At 64.4% G+C, this 22111-nt stretch carries 29 protein-coding genes; 17 read left to right on the top strand and 12 right to left on the bottom strand.

Annotated features, from left to right (window positions below; genetic code table 11):
* Positions 1–257 precede the first annotated feature (257 nt).
* Both MF606_RS16820 and MF606_RS16815 read left to right on the top strand, forming a co-directional pair.
* Positions 258–620, top strand: coding sequence for a proton-translocating transhydrogenase family protein (locus MF606_RS16820; RefSeq protein WP_338084381.1), 363 nt, complete (start codon positions 258–260; stop codon positions 618–620).
* A 5-nt stretch (positions 621–625) separates the two neighbouring features.
* Entirely contained in the window at positions 626–2032 is a 1407-nt protein-coding gene (locus MF606_RS16815) for an NAD(P)(+) transhydrogenase (Re/Si-specific) subunit beta (RefSeq protein WP_420842214.1), read from the top strand.
* A gap of 53 nt (positions 2033–2085) precedes the next feature.
* On the opposite strand, the gene MF606_RS16810 is transcribed toward MF606_RS16815, so the two are convergent.
* Positions 2086–2301: a SlyX family protein gene (locus MF606_RS16810; protein WP_240230490.1), complete on the bottom strand. Its 216-nt coding sequence runs from the start codon at positions 2299–2301 to the stop codon at positions 2086–2088.
* 134 nt (positions 2302–2435) lie between these two features.
* Between MF606_RS16810 and MF606_RS16805 the strand changes: the two genes are divergently transcribed.
* Positions 2436–2858 (top strand): VOC family protein, encoded by a 423-nt coding sequence (locus MF606_RS16805; RefSeq protein WP_240230489.1) that lies wholly within the window; start codon positions 2436–2438, stop codon positions 2856–2858.
* Here MF606_RS16805 and MF606_RS16800 read toward each other — a convergent pair.
* Positions 2821–3477, bottom strand: coding sequence for an AraC family transcriptional regulator (locus tag MF606_RS16800; RefSeq protein WP_240230488.1), 657 nt, complete (start codon positions 3475–3477; stop codon positions 2821–2823). The genes MF606_RS16805 and MF606_RS16800 overlap by 38 nt on opposite strands.
* Here MF606_RS16800 and MF606_RS16795 point away from each other — a divergent pair.
* Complete coding sequence (locus MF606_RS16795; RefSeq protein ID WP_240230487.1) at positions 3467–3826, top strand: MmcQ/YjbR family DNA-binding protein; 360 nt, start codon at positions 3467–3469, stop codon at positions 3824–3826. The two genes, MF606_RS16800 and MF606_RS16795, sit on opposite strands and share 11 nt — an antisense overlap.
* 20 nt (positions 3827–3846) lie before the next feature.
* On the opposite strand, the gene MF606_RS16790 is transcribed toward MF606_RS16795, so the two are convergent.
* Positions 3847–4248 (bottom strand): VOC family protein, encoded by a 402-nt coding sequence (locus tag MF606_RS16790; protein ID WP_240230486.1) that lies wholly within the window; start codon positions 4246–4248, stop codon positions 3847–3849.
* Between the two features lie 188 nt (positions 4249–4436).
* On the opposite strand from MF606_RS16790, the gene MF606_RS16785 reads away from it, so the two are divergent.
* From MF606_RS16785 to MF606_RS16740, 10 genes are all read left to right on the top strand, one after another.
* Positions 4437–5732 (top strand): ABC transporter substrate-binding protein, encoded by a 1296-nt coding sequence (locus MF606_RS16785; protein WP_240230485.1) that lies wholly within the window; start codon positions 4437–4439, stop codon positions 5730–5732.
* Positions 5733–5987: 255 nt separating this feature from the next.
* The gene (locus tag MF606_RS16780; RefSeq protein WP_240230484.1) at positions 5988–6848 is read left to right on the top strand and encodes a carbohydrate ABC transporter permease; all 861 of its coding nucleotides are present in this window, start codon (positions 5988–5990) and stop codon (positions 6846–6848) included.
* Complete coding sequence (locus MF606_RS16775) at positions 6845–7696, top strand: carbohydrate ABC transporter permease (protein ID WP_240230483.1); 852 nt, start codon at positions 6845–6847, stop codon at positions 7694–7696. Before MF606_RS16780 ends, MF606_RS16775 begins: the two co-directional genes overlap by 4 nt.
* A complete protein-coding gene (locus tag MF606_RS16770) occupies positions 7693–8568 on the top strand; it encodes an ROK family protein (protein WP_240230482.1) in 876 nt (291 codons plus the stop codon). The genes MF606_RS16775 and MF606_RS16770 overlap by 4 nt, the downstream gene beginning before the upstream one ends.
* Complete coding sequence (locus tag MF606_RS16765; protein ID WP_240230481.1) at positions 8561–9307, top strand: GntR family transcriptional regulator; 747 nt, start codon at positions 8561–8563, stop codon at positions 9305–9307. The genes MF606_RS16770 and MF606_RS16765 overlap by 8 nt, the downstream gene beginning before the upstream one ends.
* A gap of 19 nt (positions 9308–9326) precedes the next feature.
* A complete protein-coding gene (locus MF606_RS16760; protein ID WP_240230480.1) occupies positions 9327–10121 on the top strand; it encodes a sugar isomerase domain-containing protein in 795 nt (264 codons plus the stop codon).
* A gap of 118 nt (positions 10122–10239) precedes the next feature.
* Positions 10240–10443, top strand: coding sequence for a hypothetical protein (locus MF606_RS16755; protein WP_240230479.1), 204 nt, complete (start codon positions 10240–10242; stop codon positions 10441–10443).
* A gap of 90 nt (positions 10444–10533) precedes the next feature.
* A complete protein-coding gene (locus MF606_RS16750; RefSeq protein ID WP_240230478.1) occupies positions 10534–11076 on the top strand; it encodes a tryptophan-rich sensory protein in 543 nt (180 codons plus the stop codon).
* Positions 11077–11153: 77 nt separating this feature from the next.
* Positions 11154–11792, top strand: coding sequence for a DsbA family oxidoreductase (locus MF606_RS16745; protein ID WP_240230477.1), 639 nt, complete (start codon positions 11154–11156; stop codon positions 11790–11792).
* Positions 11793–11900: 108 nt separating this feature from the next.
* Complete coding sequence (locus MF606_RS16740; protein WP_240230476.1) at positions 11901–12710, top strand: alpha/beta hydrolase; 810 nt, start codon at positions 11901–11903, stop codon at positions 12708–12710.
* Positions 12711–12947: 237 nt separating this feature from the next.
* Here the strand turns inward: MF606_RS16740 and rpsU are convergent, their stop codons facing one another.
* On the bottom strand, positions 12948–13220 hold the full coding sequence (rpsU, locus tag MF606_RS16735) for a 30S ribosomal protein S21 (protein WP_056257641.1): 273 nt from the start codon (positions 13218–13220) through the stop codon (positions 12948–12950).
* Between the two features lie 234 nt (positions 13221–13454).
* On the opposite strand from rpsU, the gene MF606_RS16730 reads away from it, so the two are divergent.
* A complete protein-coding gene (locus tag MF606_RS16730; RefSeq protein WP_240230475.1) occupies positions 13455–14141 on the top strand; it encodes an alpha/beta fold hydrolase in 687 nt (228 codons plus the stop codon).
* A 38-nt stretch (positions 14142–14179) separates the two neighbouring features.
* Here the strand turns inward: MF606_RS16730 and MF606_RS16725 are convergent, their stop codons facing one another.
* From MF606_RS16725 to MF606_RS16715, 3 genes are all read right to left on the bottom strand, one after another.
* Complete coding sequence (locus tag MF606_RS16725; RefSeq protein WP_275693094.1) at positions 14180–15265, bottom strand: 5-(carboxyamino)imidazole ribonucleotide synthase; 1086 nt, start codon at positions 15263–15265, stop codon at positions 14180–14182.
* A 3-nt stretch (positions 15266–15268) separates the two neighbouring features.
* Positions 15269–15763, bottom strand: a complete 495-nt coding sequence (gene purE / locus MF606_RS16720; RefSeq protein WP_240230474.1) for a 5-(carboxyamino)imidazole ribonucleotide mutase — start codon at positions 15761–15763, stop codon at positions 15269–15271.
* Positions 15764–15838: 75 nt separating this feature from the next.
* Complete coding sequence (locus MF606_RS16715) at positions 15839–16054, bottom strand: YdcH family protein (RefSeq protein ID WP_240230473.1); 216 nt, start codon at positions 16052–16054, stop codon at positions 15839–15841.
* A gap of 155 nt (positions 16055–16209) precedes the next feature.
* On the opposite strand from MF606_RS16715, the gene MF606_RS16710 reads away from it, so the two are divergent.
* Positions 16210–16383: a YdcH family protein gene (locus MF606_RS16710; protein WP_240230472.1), complete on the top strand. Its 174-nt coding sequence runs from the start codon at positions 16210–16212 to the stop codon at positions 16381–16383.
* 60 nt (positions 16384–16443) lie between these two features.
* Here the strand turns inward: MF606_RS16710 and MF606_RS16705 are convergent, their stop codons facing one another.
* From MF606_RS16705 to MF606_RS16690, 4 genes are all read right to left on the bottom strand, one after another.
* Complete coding sequence (locus MF606_RS16705) at positions 16444–17211, bottom strand: sulfite exporter TauE/SafE family protein (RefSeq protein WP_240230471.1); 768 nt, start codon at positions 17209–17211, stop codon at positions 16444–16446.
* A 127-nt stretch (positions 17212–17338) separates the two neighbouring features.
* A complete protein-coding gene (locus tag MF606_RS16700; protein ID WP_240230470.1) occupies positions 17339–19198 on the bottom strand; it encodes a monovalent cation:proton antiporter-2 (CPA2) family protein in 1860 nt (619 codons plus the stop codon).
* 164 nt (positions 19199–19362) lie between these two features.
* Complete coding sequence (locus tag MF606_RS16695; RefSeq protein WP_240230469.1) at positions 19363–20091, bottom strand: DUF1013 domain-containing protein; 729 nt, start codon at positions 20089–20091, stop codon at positions 19363–19365.
* 257 nt (positions 20092–20348) lie between these two features.
* Positions 20349–21362, bottom strand: a complete 1014-nt coding sequence (locus tag MF606_RS16690; protein ID WP_240230468.1) for an NAD(P)H-quinone oxidoreductase — start codon at positions 21360–21362, stop codon at positions 20349–20351.
* Positions 21363–21446: 84 nt separating this feature from the next.
* Between MF606_RS16690 and MF606_RS16685 the strand changes: the two genes are divergently transcribed.
* Positions 21447–21629 carry a DUF1192 domain-containing protein gene (locus tag MF606_RS16685; RefSeq protein ID WP_240230467.1) on the top strand — a complete coding sequence of 61 codons (183 nt, stop codon included), beginning with the start codon at positions 21447–21449 and terminating at the stop codon, positions 21627–21629.
* Between the two features lie 15 nt (positions 21630–21644).
* Here the strand turns inward: MF606_RS16685 and MF606_RS16680 are convergent, their stop codons facing one another.
* On the bottom strand, positions 21645–21830 hold the full coding sequence (locus MF606_RS16680) for a hypothetical protein (RefSeq protein ID WP_240230466.1): 186 nt from the start codon (positions 21828–21830) through the stop codon (positions 21645–21647).
* Between the last annotated feature and the right edge of the window lie 281 nt (positions 21831–22111).

Genomic DNA, 22111 nt, shown 5'->3' with positions numbered 1-22111 from the left:
CGGCGCCGACCCCGGCAAAGGCTGCCGCGACCAAGAAGGCGGCAGCGGTGATCGATGCGGCTGCTGCGCCAGCCACGAAGCCAGCACCAGCCAAGAAGCCTGTGGCGGCCAAACCTGCGGTCAAGAAGCCGGCAACGCCGAAACCTGCCGCTGCCCCTGCTGCTGCCGCAAAGACGGCCGCGCCGGCTGCCAAGAAACCTGTGGCCGCCAAGAAGCCGGCTGCCAAGAAGCCAGCTGCACCCAAGGGAGCCAAGTAAATGGAAGCGACGGCAGAACAGACCGCCGATGTGATCGCCGCGGCTGCGCATGCGGCCATTGGCGGGGCGATCGACCCCTTCACCTTCCGCCTGGCGATTTTCGTGCTGGCGATTTTCGTCGGCTATTTCGTGGTGTGGTCGGTGACCCCGGCGCTGCATACGCCGCTGATGAGCGTCACCAACGCCATCTCCTCGGTCATCGTGGTCGGCGCGTTGCTCGCGGTGGGCGTGCACCTGGCCAGCGATAGCAGCTGGGTCAGCAAGGTCTTCGGCTTCATCGCGCTGGTCTTTGCGAGCGTCAACATCTTTGGCGGGTTCCTCGTCACCCAGCGCATGCTGGCAATGTACAAGAAGAAGGGCTAACGCCGATGATCTCTGCAGATATCGCAGCGCTGCTCTATCTCGTTTCGGGTGTGCTGTTCATCCTCGCGCTGCGCGGACTTTCGAGCCCCAAATCCTCGCGCCAGGGCAACACCTTCGGCATGGTGGGCATGGGCATTGCCATCGTCACCACGCTCGCTGTGGCGGCACCGTCCGACTGGGTCAGCTGGGTGCTGATCATTGGCGGCATCGGCATTGGCGGCGGCATCGGCGCCTATATGGCGCGCACGGTCAAGATGACCGACATGCCGCAACTGGTGGCGGCTTTCCACTCGCTGGTCGGCCTTGCCGCCGTGTTTGTGGCGGCCGCGGCGCTTTATGCGCCTGAGGCTTTCGGTATCGGCGCACCCGGCGCGATCCATGCGCAGGCGCTGGTGGAAATGTCGATCGGCGTGGCCATCGGCGCCTTCACCTTTACCGGCTCGGTCATCGCCTTCGCCAAGCTCAACGGCAATATGAGCGGCAAGCCGATCATCCTGCCGGCGCGCCATGCCATCCATATCGTCATGGGCGTGGCCATCGTGCTGCTGGTGTGGGCCTTCACGGTCTCGGCCGATCCGTGGCTGTTCTGGGCCATCACCATCCTGGCGCTGGTGCTGGGCGGGTTGATGATCATCCCGATCGGCGGCGCCGACATGCCGGTGGTCGTCTCCATGCTCAACTCGTATTCGGGTTGGGCGGCCGCCGGCATCGGCTTCACGCTGGGCAATACGGCGCTGATCATCACCGGCGCACTGGTGGGCAGCTCGGGCGCGATCCTGAGCTACATCATGTGCAAGGCGATGAACCGCAGCTTCATCTCGGTGATCCTCGGCGGCTTCGGTGGCGATAGCGGTGCGGCTGCTGGCGCGGAAGAGGACGATCGTCCGGTCAAGCAGGGCGCGGCGGAAGACGCGGCATTCCTGATGAAGAATGCGGGCAAGGTCATCATCGTGCCGGGTTACGGCATGGCTGTCGCCCAGGCGCAGCACGCTCTGCGCGAAATGGCCGACCTGCTCAAGAAGGAAGGCGTCACGGTCAAATACGCTATCCATCCGGTGGCGGGTCGTATGCCGGGGCACATGAACGTGCTGCTGGCGGAAGCCAATGTGCCTTATGACGAAGTGTTCGAGCTGGAGGACATCAATTCCGAATTCGCCCAGTCCGACGTCGCCTTCGTCATCGGCGCCAATGACGTGACCAATCCGGCCGCCAAGACCGACAAGACGTCGCCGATCTATGGCATGCCGGTGCTCAACGTCGAGGACGCCGGCACGGTGCTGTTCATCAAGCGCGGCATGGCGGCAGGCTATGCGGGCGTGCAGAATGAGCTGTTCTTCCGCGACAATACGATGATGCTATTCGGGGATGCCAAGAAGGTCACCGAGGATATCGTCAAGAGCCTCGGACACTAGAGAATTGGAAAGGCCCGCTTCGGCGGGCCTTTTGTTTGAGGGGGGCCTATCCCTCAATAGTGCGGCGGTGGTGGCTCCGTCGCCGGGTCAGCAATGTGCACACCGGAGCGCACCTGCTGTTCCACTTGTTCCAGTTTCCGGGTCAGCAGGTCGATCTGGCGCCACTGCGCGGTGATGGTGGCGTTGAGGTCTTCGATGGTCTGGTCCTGGAAGGCGATGCGCGTTTCCAGGGCCTCGAGGCGGTCGGCGAAGTCGCCTTGGGCGGTCATGGATAGTCTCCCGGGGTCAGGGTGCGCAGCCAGCGGGGGGCCGGTGCATCGCAGATTTCGTTCGCCTGTCCGATCCGTTCAAGACGGCTACCGTCGCGGGCGGCAATCTCCGGCCATAGCTGCAGGAGATATGCATGAGCGTCCAATCATCGTCGACAACTTTTGTAACGCCCGATGTCGCGGCGGCCCGCGCTTTTTACGAGCGGCACTTCGATACCTGGTGTCCGTTCGACTGTGGCTGGTATGTGCTGGTGCGGCTGGGCAAGCAGGCTGATGCGCCCGAAGTGGGGTTCATGGAGCCGCGCGAAGGCGTCGCGCCCTTTTCGGGCGGCGGGATGCTGAACCTGGTGGTCGATGACGTCGACGGCATGCATACGCGCATGGCTGCGGCAGGCGCAAACATCGTGGTTCCGCTGGCCGATAATCCCTGGGGGGATCGGGGCTTTGGCGTGCTCGATCCGGCGGGCGTGCTGGTCTATTGCCACAAGGCGATCCCGCCCAGCGCCGAATATGCCCGGTTTATCCAGCAAAGCCCGAATGCCCCGCGAGGCGCATGAGGCGGGCGTCGGCGCGGAAGCGAGCCGGGGTGGCGCCGAAACGGTAACGGAAGGAGCGCGTCATGTGGGGCTGGTCGGCATAGCCGGCGTCGGCGGCGATTTCCGCCAGACCCGCCTCGGATGCCAGCGCCGCCAGCGCCCGCCGTGCCCGCGCCAGATCGAACCAGAACGAGGGCGGGCGGTCGGTCACGTGGAGGAGGTGACGGTGCAGCGTGCGGACAGATACGCCCAGCCGGCGCGCCGCGGCATCGACACTGGAGGTCGACTGGATGGCGCCCAGCAATTCATCCCCCAGGTCCGTTTCGGCGTGGATAGCGTCGCGGGCGAGATGCCGCATCCGGTCGTCGTCGAGGTGCTGCGTGAACTCGTGCCGCAATTGACGCAGCAGGGCTGTGGGGAAACGTGCCCCCGGGCGCAGCCGGAAGCCGAACAGGCGCGCGCCGGGGGCGAGGCAGACCTGCACAGCGCGGTCATCGAGTTCTGGATACAGCAGCGCGGGTTTGCCATCGGGCGGAATGCGAATGATCAGGTCGCGGCAACCGTCGGGCAGGACCACAATATCGCGTGTGCCGCGCTGGACGTACTGCCATTCGTGGAGGATAGGGCCGTTGACTGACATCGATCTGTTCACCGTGGCGGCGTTCGACGCGTTTGCCGCTGCCCTTGAGGGGAGCAGCCTGCACGATCAATGGGGTGCCCGATTGGCCAAAGTCAACAGGAAGATCTTCGCCACGCACGCGCTAGCGGAAGACGGCTTGGCGGCAATCATCTTCAAGTGCCCGCCTGAAGCATTCGAGGGACTCACGGCCCTGCTCGGCGTCGCGCAGGCGCCCTATTTCCCGAGGGGGCACTGGGTGCGGGTGTCGGCGACTGTCGATCTGGCGCAAATCGATCTGACGGCGTGCGTGGCGCGGTCCCATGGCCTCGTCGCCGGAAAGCGCGCCTCTCCGGGCCGGCAGACACGATGATGCGAAGCCAGTCGTCGCCATCACCACAGATTGGCGGCGATCATCCACAGATGCGTGTCGGGATCGGCGATAATGGCGACATAGCCCCAATCCTTCTGGATGGGCTCTTCGATCGCCTTGGCGCCCGCGTCGATGCAGCTCTTGAACACGCGCCGAACCTCTTCCAAGGTCTCGACCTGCAGTGTCAGCAGGCACTCGCTCTTGCCACCCGGGGCGCGCCTGATGTCGCCAACCATCCAGCCGAAGCCGACATGGGGAATGAGCGTCAGGCGCGTATGCGTATCGAGCGCGAATTGCAGGGGCTCGGACATGCCGTCCTTGTCGATCTCGCCCACCATCTCAAGCCCGAGGGCCTTGCGGTAAAAGTCACAGGCCCGCCGACGGCTCTCTATGGGTAGGCCGATGGAAATTGTCGCTATCATTGGATCCTCCGCGCGTGCGTCTTGATCCGAGGACGGGCGAAACCCACGCGGGCCGACAGCGGCAAGAAAGTTCTCTTGCCCGGACGCATATCGCGCCAAGAATCCGATTGATTAAGTCGTTATAACGTCATAACACTAATACCTATCGGTTGGCGGAAGGCTGGCCGGAGCGAGAGGGGAGAAGATTCATGCATTACGTTAGGGCTATCCGCCGCCTGGCTGGCGTGGCGACTGTCCTGGTGTCTGGCACCGCGATGACGCAGGCGGCCGACATTTCGTTTCTGACGCACTGGTCGCCCGAGACGGTGACCCTGCTGGAAGCGGCGATCGAAAAGTACAGCGAGAGCCACCCTAATGATGCGATCACCGTCCGCGCCGTGCCGTTTGGCGATCTCCTGACCACGCTGCGCACGTCGGGCGGCGGGGCAGGGGGCGCGACGATTGCCGGCATTTATGATGCGTGGCTGCCCGACCTGGCACGCGACGCGCTGGTCGCTCCGGCTCCGGCCGAGGTGGCAGAAGGCGTGGCGGCGAATTGGCCGGCGGGCGTGGTCAGCGCTGCCAGCGCGGGTGGCTCGCTCTATGGCATTCCCAACGAGATCGACGTCTACGCACTCAACTACAACAAGCGCCTATTCCTCGAAGCCGGTATAGCCGAGCCGCCCAAGACCTGGGACGAATTCCTGGCGGCGGCAGAAAAGCTCACCGATGCATCCAAGGGCCAGCAGGGTTTTGGGCTGATCAATTCGTGGGCCGCCGGCGTGTTGCACCCGTTCGCGTCGCTGCTGGTTTCCAATGGCGGCGATCTGGTGGTCGACGGCAAGCCGGTGCTCGACAGCGCGGCGGCCAAGGAGACGTTCGAGCTCTACGAAAAGCTCATTACCTCGGGCTATGCCGACCCGGCCATGGCGACGGCCGACGCCAATACGACCGGGCCGTTCCTCGACAATTTCGTCTCGGGCAAGACCGGCATGATCATCATGGCCAATTGGTGGGAATCGGCGCTCAAGGCCGGCATGGGCGATGCCTATGCCGATATCGCCACCGCGCCGATCCCGGTGGGCCCATCGGGCGACACGGCGCGGTCGATCTCGTATTCGTGGATGACCGTGGTCAATGCCCAAGCGGACGCGGAAGAGCAGGCGGCCGCCTGGACGTTCCTCGAGTGGCTCAACGGACCGGATTCGGGCGCCAATGGCGCCTCGGCCATGGGCGAAATCCTGATGTCGATGGGCATCCTGCCGTCGCGGACATCTGACGGGGTGGCCTTCGCCGAACGCCTGAGCAGCGATCCGTTCCTTGCTGGCTATACCGGCCCGCTGGCTGACGCCAAGCCATTTCCGACCGTGCTCGGCGGTCAGGAATTCTCGGAATCGCTGCAGCAGACGCTGGAGGCGCTGCAGTTCGGCCAGGTCAGTGCCGCCGATGCGCAGGCCAATGCCCAGGCGGATGCGACCGAGATTCTTGAGCGCAACGCGAAGTAGTTGGCTGGGTAGATGTTGCAGTCGACACCCTCCCCCTTGCGGGGAGGGATCAAGGGTGGGGGTGGGGTAAGCCCCGATACCGGGGCTCTCAACACCCCCTCCTAGCCTCCCCCGTCAAGGGGGAGGAACCGCGCGGTGGATTGTCGCGCGGCCGTGCCCAACTCGGAAATGATTCCTCCCGAGACGACTGAGAATCCCGATACTCCTTCTCCCCGGACCCTCATGCAGCGCATCCATCACAGATCGGCGATTGCCATGCTGGCGCCGGCCACGGGCCTGATCGGGGTCTTCGTGCTGCTGCCGATGGCGCTGACCATCTGGCTGGCGTTTCAGGATTGGTCGACGCAGACCGGCTTCGAAACGGCGCAGTTCGTAGGGCTCGACAATTTCTTCGCGATCTTCGGGTCAAGTTCAGTCGGCCGTGACTTCAAGGCGGCGCTGGTCAATACCGCCGTCTATACCGGCCTGTCGGTGGTCGTGATCGTGCCGCTATCGGTGGCGCTGGGCCTGCTGGTGCACCAGCGGCTGGCCCCCGGCGGCATCATGCTGCGCACGGTGCTGTTTTCCACCTATATGGTGCCGATGATCGCGGTGGCTTTGGTGTGGTCGAAGCTCTATTCACCCACCGAAGGGCCGATCAACCAGATGCTGGGCTGGGTCGGCATCGGGCCGCAGCCGTGGCTATCGTCGCCATCGACGGCGCTGGTATCGCTGGTGGTGCTCAATGTGTGGCAGCAGGTGGGCTATTTCACCGTGCTGGCCGTGGCCGGACTGACCCAGATTCCGCCGACACTTTATGAGGCGGCGCGGATGGACGGCGCTTCGGCGTGGCGGCAATTCCACGCCATTACCCTGCCGCTGCTGAGCAATACGCTGCTGTTTTCGGCCGTGATCGCCGTCATCAATGCCGTGCAGGTGTTCGAGCCGGTGGCTTTGATCACGCAGGGCGGGCCGGTCAACTCGACCAATGTGCTGACCTATCATATCCGCCGTGTCGGCATCGAGCGGGCCCAGGGCGGGCTGGGCTCGGCCATGGCGGTGACCCTGATGCTGGCACTGGTCGTGGCCATCACGCTGCTCTTCGCCCTGGCGCGCAGCCGGGAGGAGCGAGCATGAGCGCCGCCCGGCCACGCATTTTCGCTTCGCCGCAGGAAGGGTTGCTGACGCTGCTGATCATCGTGGTCGCGGTGGTGGCTGCATTTCCCATGGTCTGGATGGTGCTATCCAGTCTCAAGACGCCGCAGGAAAGCATGCAGGTGCCGCCGGTATGGCTGCCGGCAACGCCGAACCTCAGTGCCTATGCCGAGGTTGCCGATGTGGTGAGCCTGGGGCGTTCGCTGGTCAATTCGGCTGTGATCGCCACGGTCACCACGGCGGCGATCATCGTCACCAGCCTGATGGCGGGCTATGCGTTCGCCAAGTACCGGTTCAGGGGGCGCGAGGCCCTGTTTGCCGTGCTGATCGCGGCCATGTTCCTGCCGCCCATCGTCACGCTCATTCCGCTTTATCGGATCACCGGGTATCTCGGGCTCAATGCCAGCCTGATCGGCGTCATCGTGCCAAACCTGGCCAATGCCTTCGGCATTTTCCTGATGCGGCAATATATCAAGGGCGTGCCCGACGAGCTGATCGACGCGGCGCGTGTGGATGGCGCCAGCGAGATGCGCATCCTGTTCAAGGTGGTGGCGCCTTCGGTGATGCCGGCCATTGCGGCGCTGACGCTGTTCGCCTTCGTCTATCACTGGAACAGCTATCTGTGGCCGCTGACGGTGCTGCAGGGGCAGACCGAGCAATATCCCATCGTTATCTCGCTCTCGCGGCTGTTGAGCTACAATCGCGGGGCGATGAATACCGGGCTGGTCATGGCCGGCGCCACGATGGCGGTACTGCCGCCGGTGTTGTTGTTCGTGTTCCTGCAGCGGTTCTTCGTGGACTCCATCGTCTCGAGTGGGGTCAAGGGATGAGCACGGTTCTTGCCATCGATCTGGGTGGAACGCGCTGCCGTGTCGGGGCTGCGCCAATGGGCGATCCGGCGGCGGTGCGCCCTGTCGCCAATGTGGCGGCGCCGGCGACGCGGGATGAGTTTGTGGCACTGGTGCGCGCGCATCTGGCTGAGCATGGCGCGACGGCGCTTGGGCTGGGTATTCCGGGGCTTGCGGAGGGCGCGACCTGTCGCTGGGTGCCCAATCTGTCCTATCTCGACGGGTTCGACCTCAGCGCGGCGTTTCCGGGGGTTTCGATCGGGCTGGGCAATGATGCCCAGCTCAGCCTGCTCGCCGAAGTGCGCGCCGGCGCTGCCAGCGGCCTTGCCGATGCGATCCTGCTGGCGATCGGAACGGGGATCGGCTCGGCGGTGCTGGCTGGTGGTACCATCGTCAGCGGGACGATGGGGGCGGCGTGCTCGTTTGGTTGGGCGTCTGTTGATGCCGAAGATCCGGGCGAGGATGTCAGCGGCTGGCTGGAGCGGCAATGTTCGGGGCGGGCGCTGGACCGGTTGGCCAAATCGCTCGGCCTTGCCAGTGGCGCTGCGCTGATCGTGGCGGCGCGCGACGGCAATCCGGCCGCGTCGGCGCTGCAGCGTCCGATGCGGATACTGGGTACGGCGCTGGCCGGCGCGGTGGCGCTGCTGGCGCCGCGGGCGGTCATTCTGGCGGGCGGGGTGGCGGAGGCGTTCGATGTATTGGCGCCGCTGATCGAAGCGGGGATGGTCCGGCACCTGCCGCCGCACCTGCGGCAGGTGGAGTTGCTGGCAGCGCGGCATGGGCCGGGCGCTGGACTGATCGGGGCGGCATTTGCCGGGGCAATGGGGCCGGCTTGGAGGACGGGACATGGATGAACCACAGGGCCTGCAACGGCCGGACCGCAACCGCCCCGAGCCACTCTGGCACCAGGCCGAAATGGCGCTGCGCGGGCTGATCGAGAGCGGGGAATGGTCGGCGGGGTCGCAAATCCCCAATGAGGACCGGCTGGGCGACATGCTGGGTATTTCCCGCATCACGCTGCGGCATGCGCTGCGCAATCTCGAGGAAGCCGGCATGCTGCGGCGCGAGCATGGACGCGGCACCTTCGTGCGCTCGGCGACCATGGTGGCGGGCGTGCGCGGGCTGACCAGCTTCACCGACGAAATGCGCACGCTGGCGCTGGAGCCGGGCACGCGGCTGCTGGGCGTGCAGATGCTCGACGCCACCGACGTCATGGCTGAGGCACTGGAAGTGGCGGCGGGCAGCTCGATCGTGCAGTTGCGCCGGCTGTGGCTGGGCAATGGCATGCCCATCGGCATCCAGACGACACATCTGCCGGCTGGACGGGTGCCGGGCCTCTATGATGCGGCGCCTGGTATCAGCTCGCTCTATCGCTGGCTCAAGGACAATTGCAGCATCGATCCGGTCAAGGCCAAGGAGGTCTATCGCGTCGGCAGTGTGCCGGCAGCCGATGCCGAATTGATCGAACTGCCGGCGGATACGCCGGCCTTCGAGGTCGAGCGCATCACCTTCGATCGCAATGGCCCATTCGAGTTCGCCCTCTCCATCATGCGGGCGGACCGCTACGAAATCCGCTCCACCCTCTACGTGTAGTTTCAGAAAGGCTCACCAGATGTCGACGCTCTATATCAGCAAACTCCTCAAGCTCGCCGAGCAGGCCGGCGCCGATAATGAGGCGGCCTATGAAAAGGCGTCGGCTGCCATGAGCGAAACGCTCGCCAATGGCGGCCTCGTGCATCTCTATGGCTCGGGCCATTCGGTGTTGCCGGTGCAGGAAACCTATCCGCGCTACGGCTCCTATCTGGGCTTCAATCCGCTGACCGATCCGCGCGTCATGTGGCACAATATCCTGGGTGCGGGCGGCGTGCGCGAGCTGCTGTGGCTGGAGCGGACCGAGAACTATGCCGAGAAGTTCCTCGACCATCAGCCGCTCAACGCCGGCGATACGATCGTGATCTTCGGCCATTCGGGCCGCAATGCCTCGGGGATCGACACCGCCATCTATGCTAGGAAGCGCGGGCTGACGGTGGTCGCCATCACCGCCAAGGCCAATCTCGATAAGCCAGCCACGCATTCTTCGGGCAAGCGGCTCGCCGATGCGGCTGATATCGTCATTGATACCTGCGCGCCGATCGAGGATGCGATCGTCGATATCAAGGGTTGGAGCCGGCCGGTGTCGGGCGCTTCGACCGTGCTGGCGATGATCAACATGCACGAGCTGGTGGCGCGCACGGCCCAGAAGCTGGCCGATCGCAATATCGAGCTGCCGGTGTTCGCTTCGCCCACCATTGCGGGGGTCACCCTGCACGATACCGACATCATCTATGGCCAGTATCGCGAGAAAATGCTGGACGCCCAGACCAAGCACCTGCCGCAGTTCAAACGCTCGATGGCCAAGGAAGGCTAGGGTCTCAGCTACTTAGCGACGGGCGTCTTCAGCGCCCGTCGAATCGGACGCATTTTGCCTAAAATTGGATGGGCAAAGTGCCTAACGGCCGCCATAATCGCGTCTCCAATGTCCGATCATGAGCCACGAGAACGAGACCAAGGCGCTGGCCCGTGAAGTGCGGGATCAGTTGGAACAAGCGCTGTTCACGCTGCCGCGCCAGCATTGCGGCGCGGTCGAGATCGCCCACCAGATCGAAGAGGCCATCGACGTCGCGATCGAGCTCGAATTTACGCGTCTGCCCCCGACCCGTGCCATAGACCAGTCCCGCCCGCGACCCTGAGCGGACACCCCTCGCTATTGACGTAAGCGGAACCCTTTTGGCGTTTGCGCCATTGTTTCGACAGGCAATGTCAAACAGCGGGAGCCTGACATGGCGACCAGCATAGCGGCCAGACTGACCCGGCAACGGGTACTCAATGCGGACCGGAACGACGTTCTCGGATTGGTACTGAGCGCGGCTTTGCCGCTGGCGGTTTTCGTCATTGCCAATGGCATTGCCGAGATGAATGGCGCCTTGCCGCTGTTCTTTTCACCATTCGGACTGCCTGGCTGGGTCGGTGGGGCGCTGCATATCGGCAGCCTGCCGCTGTTCGGCATTGCGCGCTGGATGGTGGCGCGTGAGGGTCGCCAGGGCCGGGTCGCCGGTTGGTGGCTGGTGGCATTGATGGCCGGCACGATCGCGTTCCCGTTCGTGGTGACGCCGCTCGATTCGCTGATGCTGAGCATCGTGGCTATGCTGCTGCTCCTCGTCGGACTGGGTGCTGCCGCCCGCACCGGCGAGGTATCGCCGCGCGCGGCCTGGATCATGCTGCCTGGCCTGGCCTGGATGGGGTTCAGCGCCTTTATCGGGCTCAGCTTTGTGGCAAGCTGGTCGCCGCCATTCGGTATCGCCAATGGCAGCCAGAGCTCCTAATCTGGGTTAGGTTACCTCGACGTGCGTTCTTGCGGCGCGTTTGCTTCCGCGCCATGTGATGGCAAAAGGATTTTGCCATGACCAAACTGCTCAAGATCGACGTGTTCACCGATGTCGTTTGCCCCTGGTGCCTGGTGGGCTCGGCGCGGCTCGACAAGGCCATTGCGGCGCTGCCCGACGATATCGAAGTGGTGGTAGAGAACCACCCCTTCTACCTCGACCCCAATACGCCCGCCGAGGGTGTGGTGGTGGCCGATATGCTGGCGCAGAAATACGGCAAGGATCCCAAGGAAATGTGGGCGCGGGTCGAAGGCGAGGCCCGCAAGGCCGGGGTCGAGCTCGATCTCAGCAAACAGCCGCGTATGTTTCCGACCAAGAAGGCCCACACCATTACGCGGCTGGCTAAGCCGCTCGGCATCCAGCACGAATTGGCTAATGCTATCGCTAACGCCTATTTCCTCGAACACCGCCAGATCAACGACGACAATGTGCTGGCCGATATCGCGGTGGAATATGGCTTCGATCGCGGTGACGCCATCGACGCGATGAACGACGAGAACGAACTCGCCATCACCGAACAACTGGCGACCGACGCGGCCGCGCAGGGCATTCGCGGTGTGCCGTTCTTCGTGTTTGGCGAGAAATACGCCTTGTCGGGCGCGCAGCCCGACGAAGTGTTCGAGCGGGCGCTGCAGCAGACACTCGCTGAACTCTAGGTCCCGGGTCGGGCGGGGGCGCGTTGCGCCGATCTCTCCCCGAAGGGAGAGGTGAAGAAGAGGCAAATTGGTGTAGGCTTCGGCCGAATCTTTGCCCGAGGTCTTTCCGTGAAGCTCTTGCGTCGCCTCCTGCTCGCCGCCGCTGTAATTCTCGTCATCGGCTATGCCGCTGTGGTCGGCTACATGTATTTCAACCAGCGGGCGCTGCAGTATGTGGCCGATGGACCGATCACCGCACTGGCCGATACGACGCTAACGGCGGCGGAAGAGGTCGCGATTCCATCGGGCGGCGGGGTGGTCAGTGGCTGGTATGAAGCGCCGAAGCCCGGCAAACCGCTGATCATCTATTATCGCGGCAATTCGGGCAGCTTCAGCGCCGAGCATGAACGCTTTGAGCAATTCGTGGCCGACGGTTATGGCTTCCTGTCGTTCGACTATCGTGGCTTTCCCATGTCGCCGGGCTCATTGAGCCAGCAGGGTATTCTCGATGATGCCACGGCGGCGTTTGACTGGGCGGCGGGGAAGGGGTTTCCGATCCTGATCTGGGGCCGTTCGCTGGGCTCGGGGCCGGCGACGTATGTGGCCAGTATTCGCGAAGCCGAGGCGCTGCTGCTCGAAACGCCGTTTCTTTCAGCGGTGACAGTGGCTGGCGAGCGCTATCCCTACCTGCCGGTGGCGCTGGTCATGCAGGACCAGTTCCCGGTCAACCAGTGGATCCTCGATGTCGATGAGCCGGTGCTGGTGGCGCACGGTACGGCTGACGTGGTCGTTGGCGTCAGCAATGGCGAGCGGGTCTATGACCTGGTCAAGAACAAGGATGAACTCTGGATCGAGCCTGGCGCCGGGCACGGTGACTTGTGGGATCGTGGCATCTGGGGCCATGCCGTGCCGTTCTTCGAACGGGCGATGGCGGAGTAGGGGGGCGATTCCAGCGCATCTTATTGCGTGGTGGAAGGTGTTTCAGTCGTCTCCCTCCCCCTTGCGGGGAGGGATCAAGGGTGGGGGATGATTGGCCCCGATATCGGGGCTCCCAACACCCCCACCTAGCCTCCCCGTCAGGGGGGAGGGACAGCGCGGTGGTCGCGGACGATCATGCGAGCAAATAAAAACGCCGCCCCGAAGGGCGGCGTTTTCGAAACTGATAACGACCAGCGCTTAGGTGCGTGGGGTCGCTGCCGCCGGGCGGCCGGGCTGGCCGGGACGTGCCGTCGGTGTCGGGGCGGGCAGACCGCCTTCACGCTGGGCGCGCTTGCGAGCCAGCTTGCGGGCGCGACGAACGGCCTCGGCCTTCTGGCGAGCCTTCTTTTCAGAGGGCTTCTCGTAGTAGTTACGCAGCTTCATTTCGCGGAAGACGCCTTCGCGCTGCAACTTCTTCTTGAGCGCGCGCAGCGCCTGATCAACGTTATTATCGCGAACGACTACTTGCAAAGGTCAACCGCCCTTTCGAAGCTTAGACATGTGGGTTTGGATCGTGGCGCCGGAGCCAAAGAACCCCGTCGCCGACCAGCTGAGCCAGTCACCGTGGGCCGCTCTATAGCCCAGCTCTGTGGGCTTGTCCACTACGACAACGAGAAAAACCGCGGATCTGCTGAGTCCGGGCTTGTCCTGCCAGCGTTGAGACGGAACAGTCGAGCCTGATGATTTTGCCAATGGAGGCCGTGCATGACAAGCGATCTGGTGCTGCTGCCGGGACTTATCTGTGATGAACGGTTGTGGCGGGACGTGATCGGCGAGGTCGATGCCCGCGCCCAGGTGGCAGACCTGACGCAGGACGACTCGATTCCAGCCATGGCGGCGCGGACGCTGGCTACCGCCCCGGCCCGATTCGCGCTCGCCGGGCTGTCCATGGGCGGCTACGTGGCCTTCGAGATCATGCGGCAGGCCCCCGAGCGGGTGACGCACCTGGCGCTGCTCGATACCTCGGCGCGGGCCGACGACGAGGCGCGCAAGGAGACGCGGCGCAAGGGAATCGAGATGGTCAGGCATGGCCGGTTCATCGGCGTGTCGCGCGGACTGCTCGCGAGCCTGGTGGCGCCGCAGCATCTGGGGACAGCGGTGGCCGCGGATGTGCAGGCCATGTCGGAGCGGGTGGGGCAGGATGCCTATGTGCGGCAGCAGACCGCGATCCTGGGCCGCATCGATTCCCGGCCCATGCTGGGCGCCATCGCCGTGCCGACGCTGGTGGGTGTGGGCGAGCTGGACAAGATGACGCCGCTCGAGCTGGCCGAGGAAATGGCCGCGGGGATTGCGGGAGCGGAGCTGGTGCGGTTCGCCGATAGCGCGCATTTGCCGCCGATGGAGAATCCGGCTGCGGTGGTGGAGGCGATGCGGGGGTGGTTGGCGCGGTAGTCCCTCACCTCTCCCCAGAGGCGCGAGGTGAGGAAGGGCTACCGCCGCACGATCTTGTTGATGTGACCCATCTTGCGGCCCGGGCGGGTTTCGGTTTTGCCGTAGAGGTGGGGCTGGGTGTTGCCGTCTATACCTGTGGGGACGGTGAAGACTTCGTCGCCGATGAGGTTCTCCATCACCACGTCGGCCATGCGCGCGGGATCGCCGAGGGGCCAGCCGAGGACGGCGCGGATGTGTTGCTCGAACTGGTCGGTGAGGCAGACGGCCTCGGTCCAGTGGCCGGAATTGTGTACCCGGGGGGCGATCTCGTTGACCAGAAGGGTCGGGCGTTCGCCGGGGATGACGAAGAATTCGACGCCCAGGACGCCGACATAGTCGAGCGCCACGACGATGACCTTGGCCAGCATGGCGGCATGTTTTTCGAGGCCGGGCGCAATCTCGGCGGGGACGGTGCTGGTGAAGAGGATGTGGTGGCGGTGCACGTTCTCGGCGGCGTCGAAGGCGCGGACTTCGCCTGATGTGTTGCGGGCGACGACGACCGAGATTTCCTTGTCGAACGGAATGAAGGCCTCGAGCACCAGCGGCTTTGGGGCCAGGTCCCTGAAGGCGGCGGCCGCCTCGCTGCGTTCGCGAATGACGCGCTGGCCCTTGCCGTCATAGCCGAGCCGCGTGGTCTTGAGCACGGCGGGCAGGCCGAGGGCCTCGATGGCGGCTTCGAGGTCGGCAAGGGTTTCGACGGCGCGATGCGGCGCGACGGGGATATTCTTGGAGGCGAGGAAGGTCTTTTCGACCAACCGGTCCTGCGAGATGGCGAGGGCATTAGCGCCGGGCCGCAGCGGCTTGCGGGCGGCGAGGAATTCCGCCGTCGCGGCCGGAACGTTCTCGAACTCGTAGGTGATGACGTCGACGGCGTCGGCGAAGGCCGCCAGCGCGGTCTCGTCGTCGTATGCGGCCACGGTCTTGTGCGGGGTGACCTCGAAGGCCGGGCTATTGGCATCGGGGCAATAGATGTGGGTGCGCATGCCCAGCTTGCTCGCTGCCAGCGACAGCATGCGGCCGAGCTGGCCGCCGCCCAGAATGCCGATCATGCTGCCTTGCGGCAGCGGGGATGTGTCTATTGCCACGACCTACTCGGTATCTGCGGGGAAAAGCGGGACGGCGGCGGTCTGGCGGGCGCGGAAGGCGTCGAGCCGGTCGGCCAGGTCGTCGTCGGACAGGGCCAGCACGGCGGCAGCGATCAGCGCGGCATTGATGGCGCCGGGCTCGCCGATAGCCAATGTACCCACGGGAATACCGCCGGGCATCTGGACGATGGAGAGGAGGCTATCCTGGCCGTTGAGAGCCTTGGATTTGACCGGTACGCCGAAGACGGGCAGGGGGGTCATGGCGGCGATCATGCCGGGCAGATGTGCGGCCCCGCCGGCGCCGGCGATGATGACCTTGAAGCCTTCGGCGCGGGCATTGGTGGCGAAATCGACCATGCGCTCGGGGGTGCGGTGGGCGGAGACGATGCGCGCCTCGTACTCGACCTCAAGCGCCTCCAGCGTCTCGGCGGCGAGGCGCATGGTGGGCCAATCGGATTGGCTGCCCATGACGATGGCGACGGGTGGTTTTGTCAGCATAGAGCCTTGTTCCCTCAAGCTCCACAAAGCGCGCATTTAGCCCAGATTTGGCCACATCTCAAGCCGTCGAACGGCTCAGGCGATGATATCGGGCAAGAGAATGTTCTCGAGCTGGACGATGCGGTCCTTGAGCGCCAGCTTGCGCTTCTTGAGGCGCTGAATGAGCATCCGATCGGCGACGTGGGACGCGGTCAGCGTATCGATCGCGGCGTTGAGATCGCTGTGCTCCTGCCGCTTGGTGGCCAATTCCAGTCCCAGACTGGCTTCCTGTTCCTTGCTCAGCTCGAACATAAAATCCAGCGTGTCCCCGACGCCCACCTCTTACCCTTGGTTAACCGATCACGCGGTGTTTTGCACCAGATTTCCAGAGGCGCCGGAAAGGCAGTCGACAAGTCGTGAATTATTTGTGACGATCGATTCGTCCATAGATGCTTCAAGGAGTTGTTATGACGACTGAAGGCCACGTCGCGGCGCTTGAACGGCGCCATCAGGAGTTGGACCGTCAGATCCAGACCGAGATGCAAAGCACACGGTACGACGATCTCACGGTCAGCGCGCTGAAGCGCAAGAAACTCGAAGTGAAGGACGAACTCTACAAGTACACAAGCGGCACTCAATAAGCTGGTCATCCCCAAGCGGATGAAAGGGTCACAGCCTTCGCTGCGGCCCTTTTTTATTGGCTAGATGCCCCAGAAGCCGCCGCGGGCGCCGTCCCAGATGAGCTTTAGGGCCAGCAGGAAGACCAGCCAGTAGGCGATGCGGTAGAACCACTTCATCGAAATGCGGCGAACGAGGAAGATGCCGATGAAGACGCCGGCAATGCCGATGGGGATTAGCGCCGCGGAGAGCTGCAGATTGTGGACGTTGAGCTGGCCGAGGAAGAAGTAGGGGATTAGCTTGGCGGTGTTGACGATGGCGAAGAAGACCGCCGAGGTGCCCGAATAGATGGCCGGGGGCAGGCGCTGGGGCAGCACGTAGATCTGGAATGGCGGGCCGCCGGTATGGCTGATGAAGCTGGTGAAGCCGGCAAAGCCGCCCCAGAATACGCCCCAGGGTTTCGACGGCGGCAGGCCTTCGAGCTTCTTGCGCAGCGGCAGCAGGGCATCGAGGATGAAGAGCAGCGTCACGACGCCGACGAACAGCAGTACCGCGGCATCTGACACGAAGGCCCAGAGCAGCCAGCCGATCAGCGTGCCGGCAGCGGCGCCGGGGAGCATGATGCGCAGGATGCGCCAGTCGATCTCCTTGCGGTAGGCGTAGACGGCGATGACATCCATGGCGAGCAGCACCGGCAGCATCATGCCGGCGGCGTCGCGGGCGGGCATGACCAGGCTTAGCAGCGGCACGCCGACCATGCCGAGACTACCGAGCAGACCGGCCTTGCTAAGGCCGACAATGAGCACCGCGATCGTGGCGATCGAGATGAAATAGGGATCGAGGAGGGGCATAGGCGCGGAGGTCCGATGGAAACGCCGCGTCATTCCCGCGAACGCGGGAATCCCCCTTGCCGACTAAGGGAGATTCCCGCGTTCGCGGGAATGACGCCGTGGGTGGCTGCGATCCGAGGCGGATGCCTCAGTCTCTGGAATCCGTACGCTTCGGCTCGGACTTGTCAACTGGTATGGTAGGGTTGTCGGCGCGCATGGCCTCACCCAAGAGGCCCATCGAGGTCCGGATCATGCCGACATAGGCGTCCTCATCCCCGCGGACGGCGAAGCTTTCCTCCAGCAACTTATTGTCGTGGCGCTCGAAGGCCTGGGCCATGTGCATGGCGTCGTTGGGCGCCACGCCGAGCTGGATGAGCACCTTGGTGCCGAGGCTGATGGCCGAGAGGAAGGTTTCGCGCTCGAAGATCTCGACGCCCAGCGCCATCAGTTCATGGGCATGGCCTCGATCGATAGCGCGGGCGGCGATGGCGACATCAGGGAAGTGCTTGCGCACCTTGCGGGCGATATCGAGGATGCGGTCATGGCCCCCGACGGCGACGACCACCAGGTCGGCGCGGGCGACGCCGGCCGCATGCAGCAGATCAAGGCGAGAGCCATCGCCGTAGAACACTTTGACGCCGAACTTGCGCACCAGATCGATCTGGGCGGGGTCGTCGTCGATGAGGGTCATCTCGAAGCCCTGGGCGCGCAGCATGCGGGTGACGATCTGGCCGAAGCGGCCGTAGCCGAGCACGACGATATTGCGATGTTCGTCGATGGGATCGCTGGGGCGTTCCGGGGTGCGGCGGGCGTCCAGGCGCGGCGCCACCAGCTTGTCGAAGGTGAGCAGCAGCACCGGCGTCGTCATCATCGAGAGCGCGACGGCCACCGTCATGAGGTCGTAATCGTGCCCGGCAATGGCGTTGGAGCTTTGGGCGAATTGCAGGATGACGAAAGCGAACTCGCCGGCCTGGCTCAGCAGGATGGCGACGAGCAACCGATCGGCCAGATGCATGCGGAATATCGAGGTCAGCACGAAGAGCACGGCGATCTTGATGCCGACGAAGCCGAGCACGATGGCGGCGATGCGCAGCGGTTCGGTGAGGGCGACCGAGAAGTCGATCGACATGCCGACCGAGATGAAAAACAGGCCGAGCAACAGGCCCTTGAACGGCTCGATATTGCTTTCGAGCTCGTGGCGATACTCGCTATCGGCCAGCAACACCCCGCCGATGAACGCGCCAAGCGCCGGCGACAGGCCGACCTGTTGGGTCAGCAACGCCGCGCCGACCACCAGGGCCAGGCCCAGTGCGGTAAAGACTTCGCGCAGGCCCGCGCGGGCGACGTAGCCGAGCAGCGGACGGACAAGGTAGCGGCCGGCGAGGATGGCCAGGATGAAGGCGCCGATCAGGGTCAGCGGGGTCAGCCAGTCGACGGGGTTCTCCAGCGCTTGGGCGGCCTGCTCGATCTCGATCCCGACCCGACCGGGCGAGGCGGTTGCCAAGAGGGGGATGGCGGCGAGAATGGGGATGACGGCCACGTCCTGTACCAGCAGCACGGCCAGGCTGGCGCGGCCGGTATCGGTGCGGGTGATGTCGCGTTGCTGGGCCGACTGGACCGCGATGGCGGTGGACGACATGGCCAGCGCCAGCCCGACGATGATCGCGGCATTGAAAGCGAAGCCGGCCGCCATCATGGCCAGCGCGATAATCGCTGTTGTCACCACGAGCTGGGTGACGCCCAGCCCCAGAACCTTGTGGCGCATGCGCCAGATCTCGGAGGGTTGCAGATCGAGGCCGATCAGGAACAGCATCATGACGATGCCGAATTCGGCGACGTGACGGGTGGTTTCGCTATCAGAGACAAGGCGCAGGCCGTAGGGCCCGATCAGCACGCCGGCAGCAAGATAGCCGAGGACCGTGCCCAGGCCGGCCGCCCGGGCCAGCGGTACCAGCGCGACACTGGCTGCCAGCAGCACGAAAATAGCCAGCAGGATGTTGTTTTCCAACGATCGGTTCTTCCCGAGAGATCGATTGGCAAATCATGGGGCTGTGGGACGGCACTGTCGAGATGCGCGCTGCGGCATAGCATCGATTTTATACAAGGACGGCGTCATTCCGATCTCCGGGATGACGCCGTCGTGACAATTGCGGGGCTGAAAGCCCGTCAGATCTAGTTGTCGGTGTCGCTCTTGAGCGACTTGAGCTTGGCGAAGACGGAATCGGCGTCGAAATCGTCCTGGGCCTGCTCGGGGCGATGATCGTTGGCGGCGAACTCGCCGTCTTCGCCTTCGGCATGGCCGCGGGCGCCTGATCGGGCCAGGGCTTCCTCGGCGGTCATCAGCGTCGTGCCTTCGCTCACCTCTTCCACGCCTGGGCCGCCCTTGGACGCGCGCTTGACCTCGAGATCGAGATCGATCTGGCTGCACAGGCCCAGCGTCACCGGGTCCATGGCGGTCAGGTTAGCCGAGTTCCAGTGGGTCGATTCACGCACCGAATCGATGGTCGACTTGGTGGTGCCGACCAGGCGCATGATCTGCGCGTCCTTGAGCTCGGGGTGGTTGCGCACCAGCCACTTGATGGCGTTGGGGCGCTCGTTGCGGCGCGAGATCGGCGTATAGCGCGGACCCTTGCGCTTGGCAGCGGCAACGCGAACCTTTGGCTCGCTGAGCTTCAGGCGATAGTTCGGGTCGGCCTCGGCCTTTTCGATCTCTTCGCGGGTGAGCTGGCCGTTCTGAATGGGGTTCACGCCCATGATGCCGCCGGCGACGTCGCCATCGGCGATGCCCTGGACTTCAAGGGGGTGCAGGGTGCAGAAGGCAGCGATCTGCTCGAATGACAGCGCAGTGTTGTCGACGAGCCAGACGGCGGTCGCCTTTGGCATCAACAGGGGCTGGCTCATAATAAATCTCTCCTGCAGGCGCGGCCGGTTTTCCTCCGGGCCGCTCCGCCTCTTTGCTTCGTGCTGAGGGGGAACAAGATTGCAATATATGGATTTGGACCCCGATCCGCAATGACAATGTGGGTTCTTTACCTCTCCCTTTGGGGAGAGGTCGGCGCGGCGCGCCGGGTGAGGGGGGCTTTAGCGGGCTCGGTGTTTGGGGAAGGCCCCCTCACCCGCCCCAAGAGGGGGCAACCTCTCCCCCAAAGGGAGAGGGGTCAGTGGCCCACGTCATATTCCGTCACGAGCACGATCTTGCCGAGATGGGTGCGGGCTTCCATGGCGCGGTGAGCGTCGGCGGCGTGATCGATGTCGAATGTGGTGATCGTCGGTTTGACGAAGCCGGGGGAGGCGAGGGCGGGCAGCAGGTCGGTGCGGATGCGGGCGGCGATGGCGGCCTTGGTGGCCGGCGTCTGCGGACGCAGGGTCGAGCCGGAGAGGGTGAGCTGCTTGGCCATGATGGCGCGCAGCGAGAGATTGGCGCTGGCGCCGTCAAGGGTGGAGACCTGGACGATGTGACCGCCGCGGGCGCTGGCGGTGATGTTCTTCTCGGCCATGTCGCCTCCGATAATGTCCAAAACGCGGTCAACGCCGCGCCCGTCGGTGAGTTCGAGAGCGCGAGCCGCGACGTCCTCGGTCGTGTAGTCGATGGTAGCGAAGGCGCCGAGTCGACGCGCATAGTCGGCCTTGGCCGCGGAGGAGATGACGCCAATGGCGCGAGCGCCGAGAATAGTGGCGATCTGGATGGCGGCGCCGCCAATGCCGCCGGCCGCGCCGTGGACGAGGACGGTCATGCCGGGCACAAGGCCGGCGCGCATGACCAAGGTCTGGGTGACGGTGAACCAGGTTTCCGGCAGCGCAGCGGCTTGGGTGAGCGTCCAACCATCGGGCACGGGCAGCACCTGGCCGGCGGCCACGGCGACATAGTCGGCATAGCCGCCGCCATTGACCAGGGCCATGACGCGGTCGCCGATGGCCCAGCCGCTAACAGCGGCGCCGGTCACGACGATCTCGCCGGATACTTCGAGGCCGGGCAGGGGCGAAGCGCCGGGTGGAGGATCGTAGTGGCCGCGCCGCTGCGCCAGATCGGGACCGTTGACGCCGGCGGCGGCGACGCGGATCAGCACCTCGTCATCGCCGCAGGGTGGTGTCTGCCAATCCTGGCGCGCGAGAACTTCGGGGCCGCCGGGGCGGGTGATGGCGACGGCTTGCATGGTGGTGGGTATGGTCATGGGCTCAGCCTGGGCGATGTGGACTTGCTCCGCAAGCCTTTGGCGCTAAGCTGATGAGCGACACGCTGGCACAGGAGGCTCACCATGAACGACGAAGAGATCAAGAAGCCAAAGGGCCATGAGGTCGGCATGCCGATCGACACGATGTCGGTGGAAGAACTGGCCGATCGCATCAGCTTGCTTGAAGGCGAAATTGTGCGGCTACGTGCCGCCATCGATGCGCGCGGCGCGACGCGCAAGGCGGCGGAGTCGGTGTTCAAGTTCTGACGGCGTGGCGGTGGCCTAGCGGGTGGCCGCCGGCTGTACCTTGGGCGGATCGGGCTGCGGGTTAAAGCCACGGGCCTCGCCGGGATGGACGAACTCGGCCGCCTTCTGGGCGATGAGTTCGGCGCTATGGCCGTCAGTGGTCGACAATACCATCAGCGCTACGAGCAAGCCGGCGGCAGCTCCAGCAGACAAAGTGGTCATCTTTCCTCTCCGGGTTGGCAAGGCGCCAACATGGGACAGAAAAGCAGATCGGGGCTGCATGGTTGCAGAACGGCCCATTCAGAATTTGTTCACCCTGCGGGCAGGGCCGGAAAACCGGTCAACGGACCCTCAAGCGGCACAGTTAAGAAATCGACTCTCGTTAACGTGCAATTAAGCTTTTGCCGGTAACCTCAAATTATTCAGATCTTTCTGGATTTTGCAGAGTGGTTTCTCCCTCTGTTTGACGCCTCCCTGTTAACTTCGAGAGCGGTTCTTACCGC

Source organism: Devosia lacusdianchii, from assembly GCF_022429625.1.
Lineage (GTDB): Bacteria > Pseudomonadota > Alphaproteobacteria > Rhizobiales > Devosiaceae > Devosia > Devosia lacusdianchii.
Note: the sequence above shows the minus strand (reverse complement) of the source record. Positions and strands in the feature narration are given on the sequence as shown.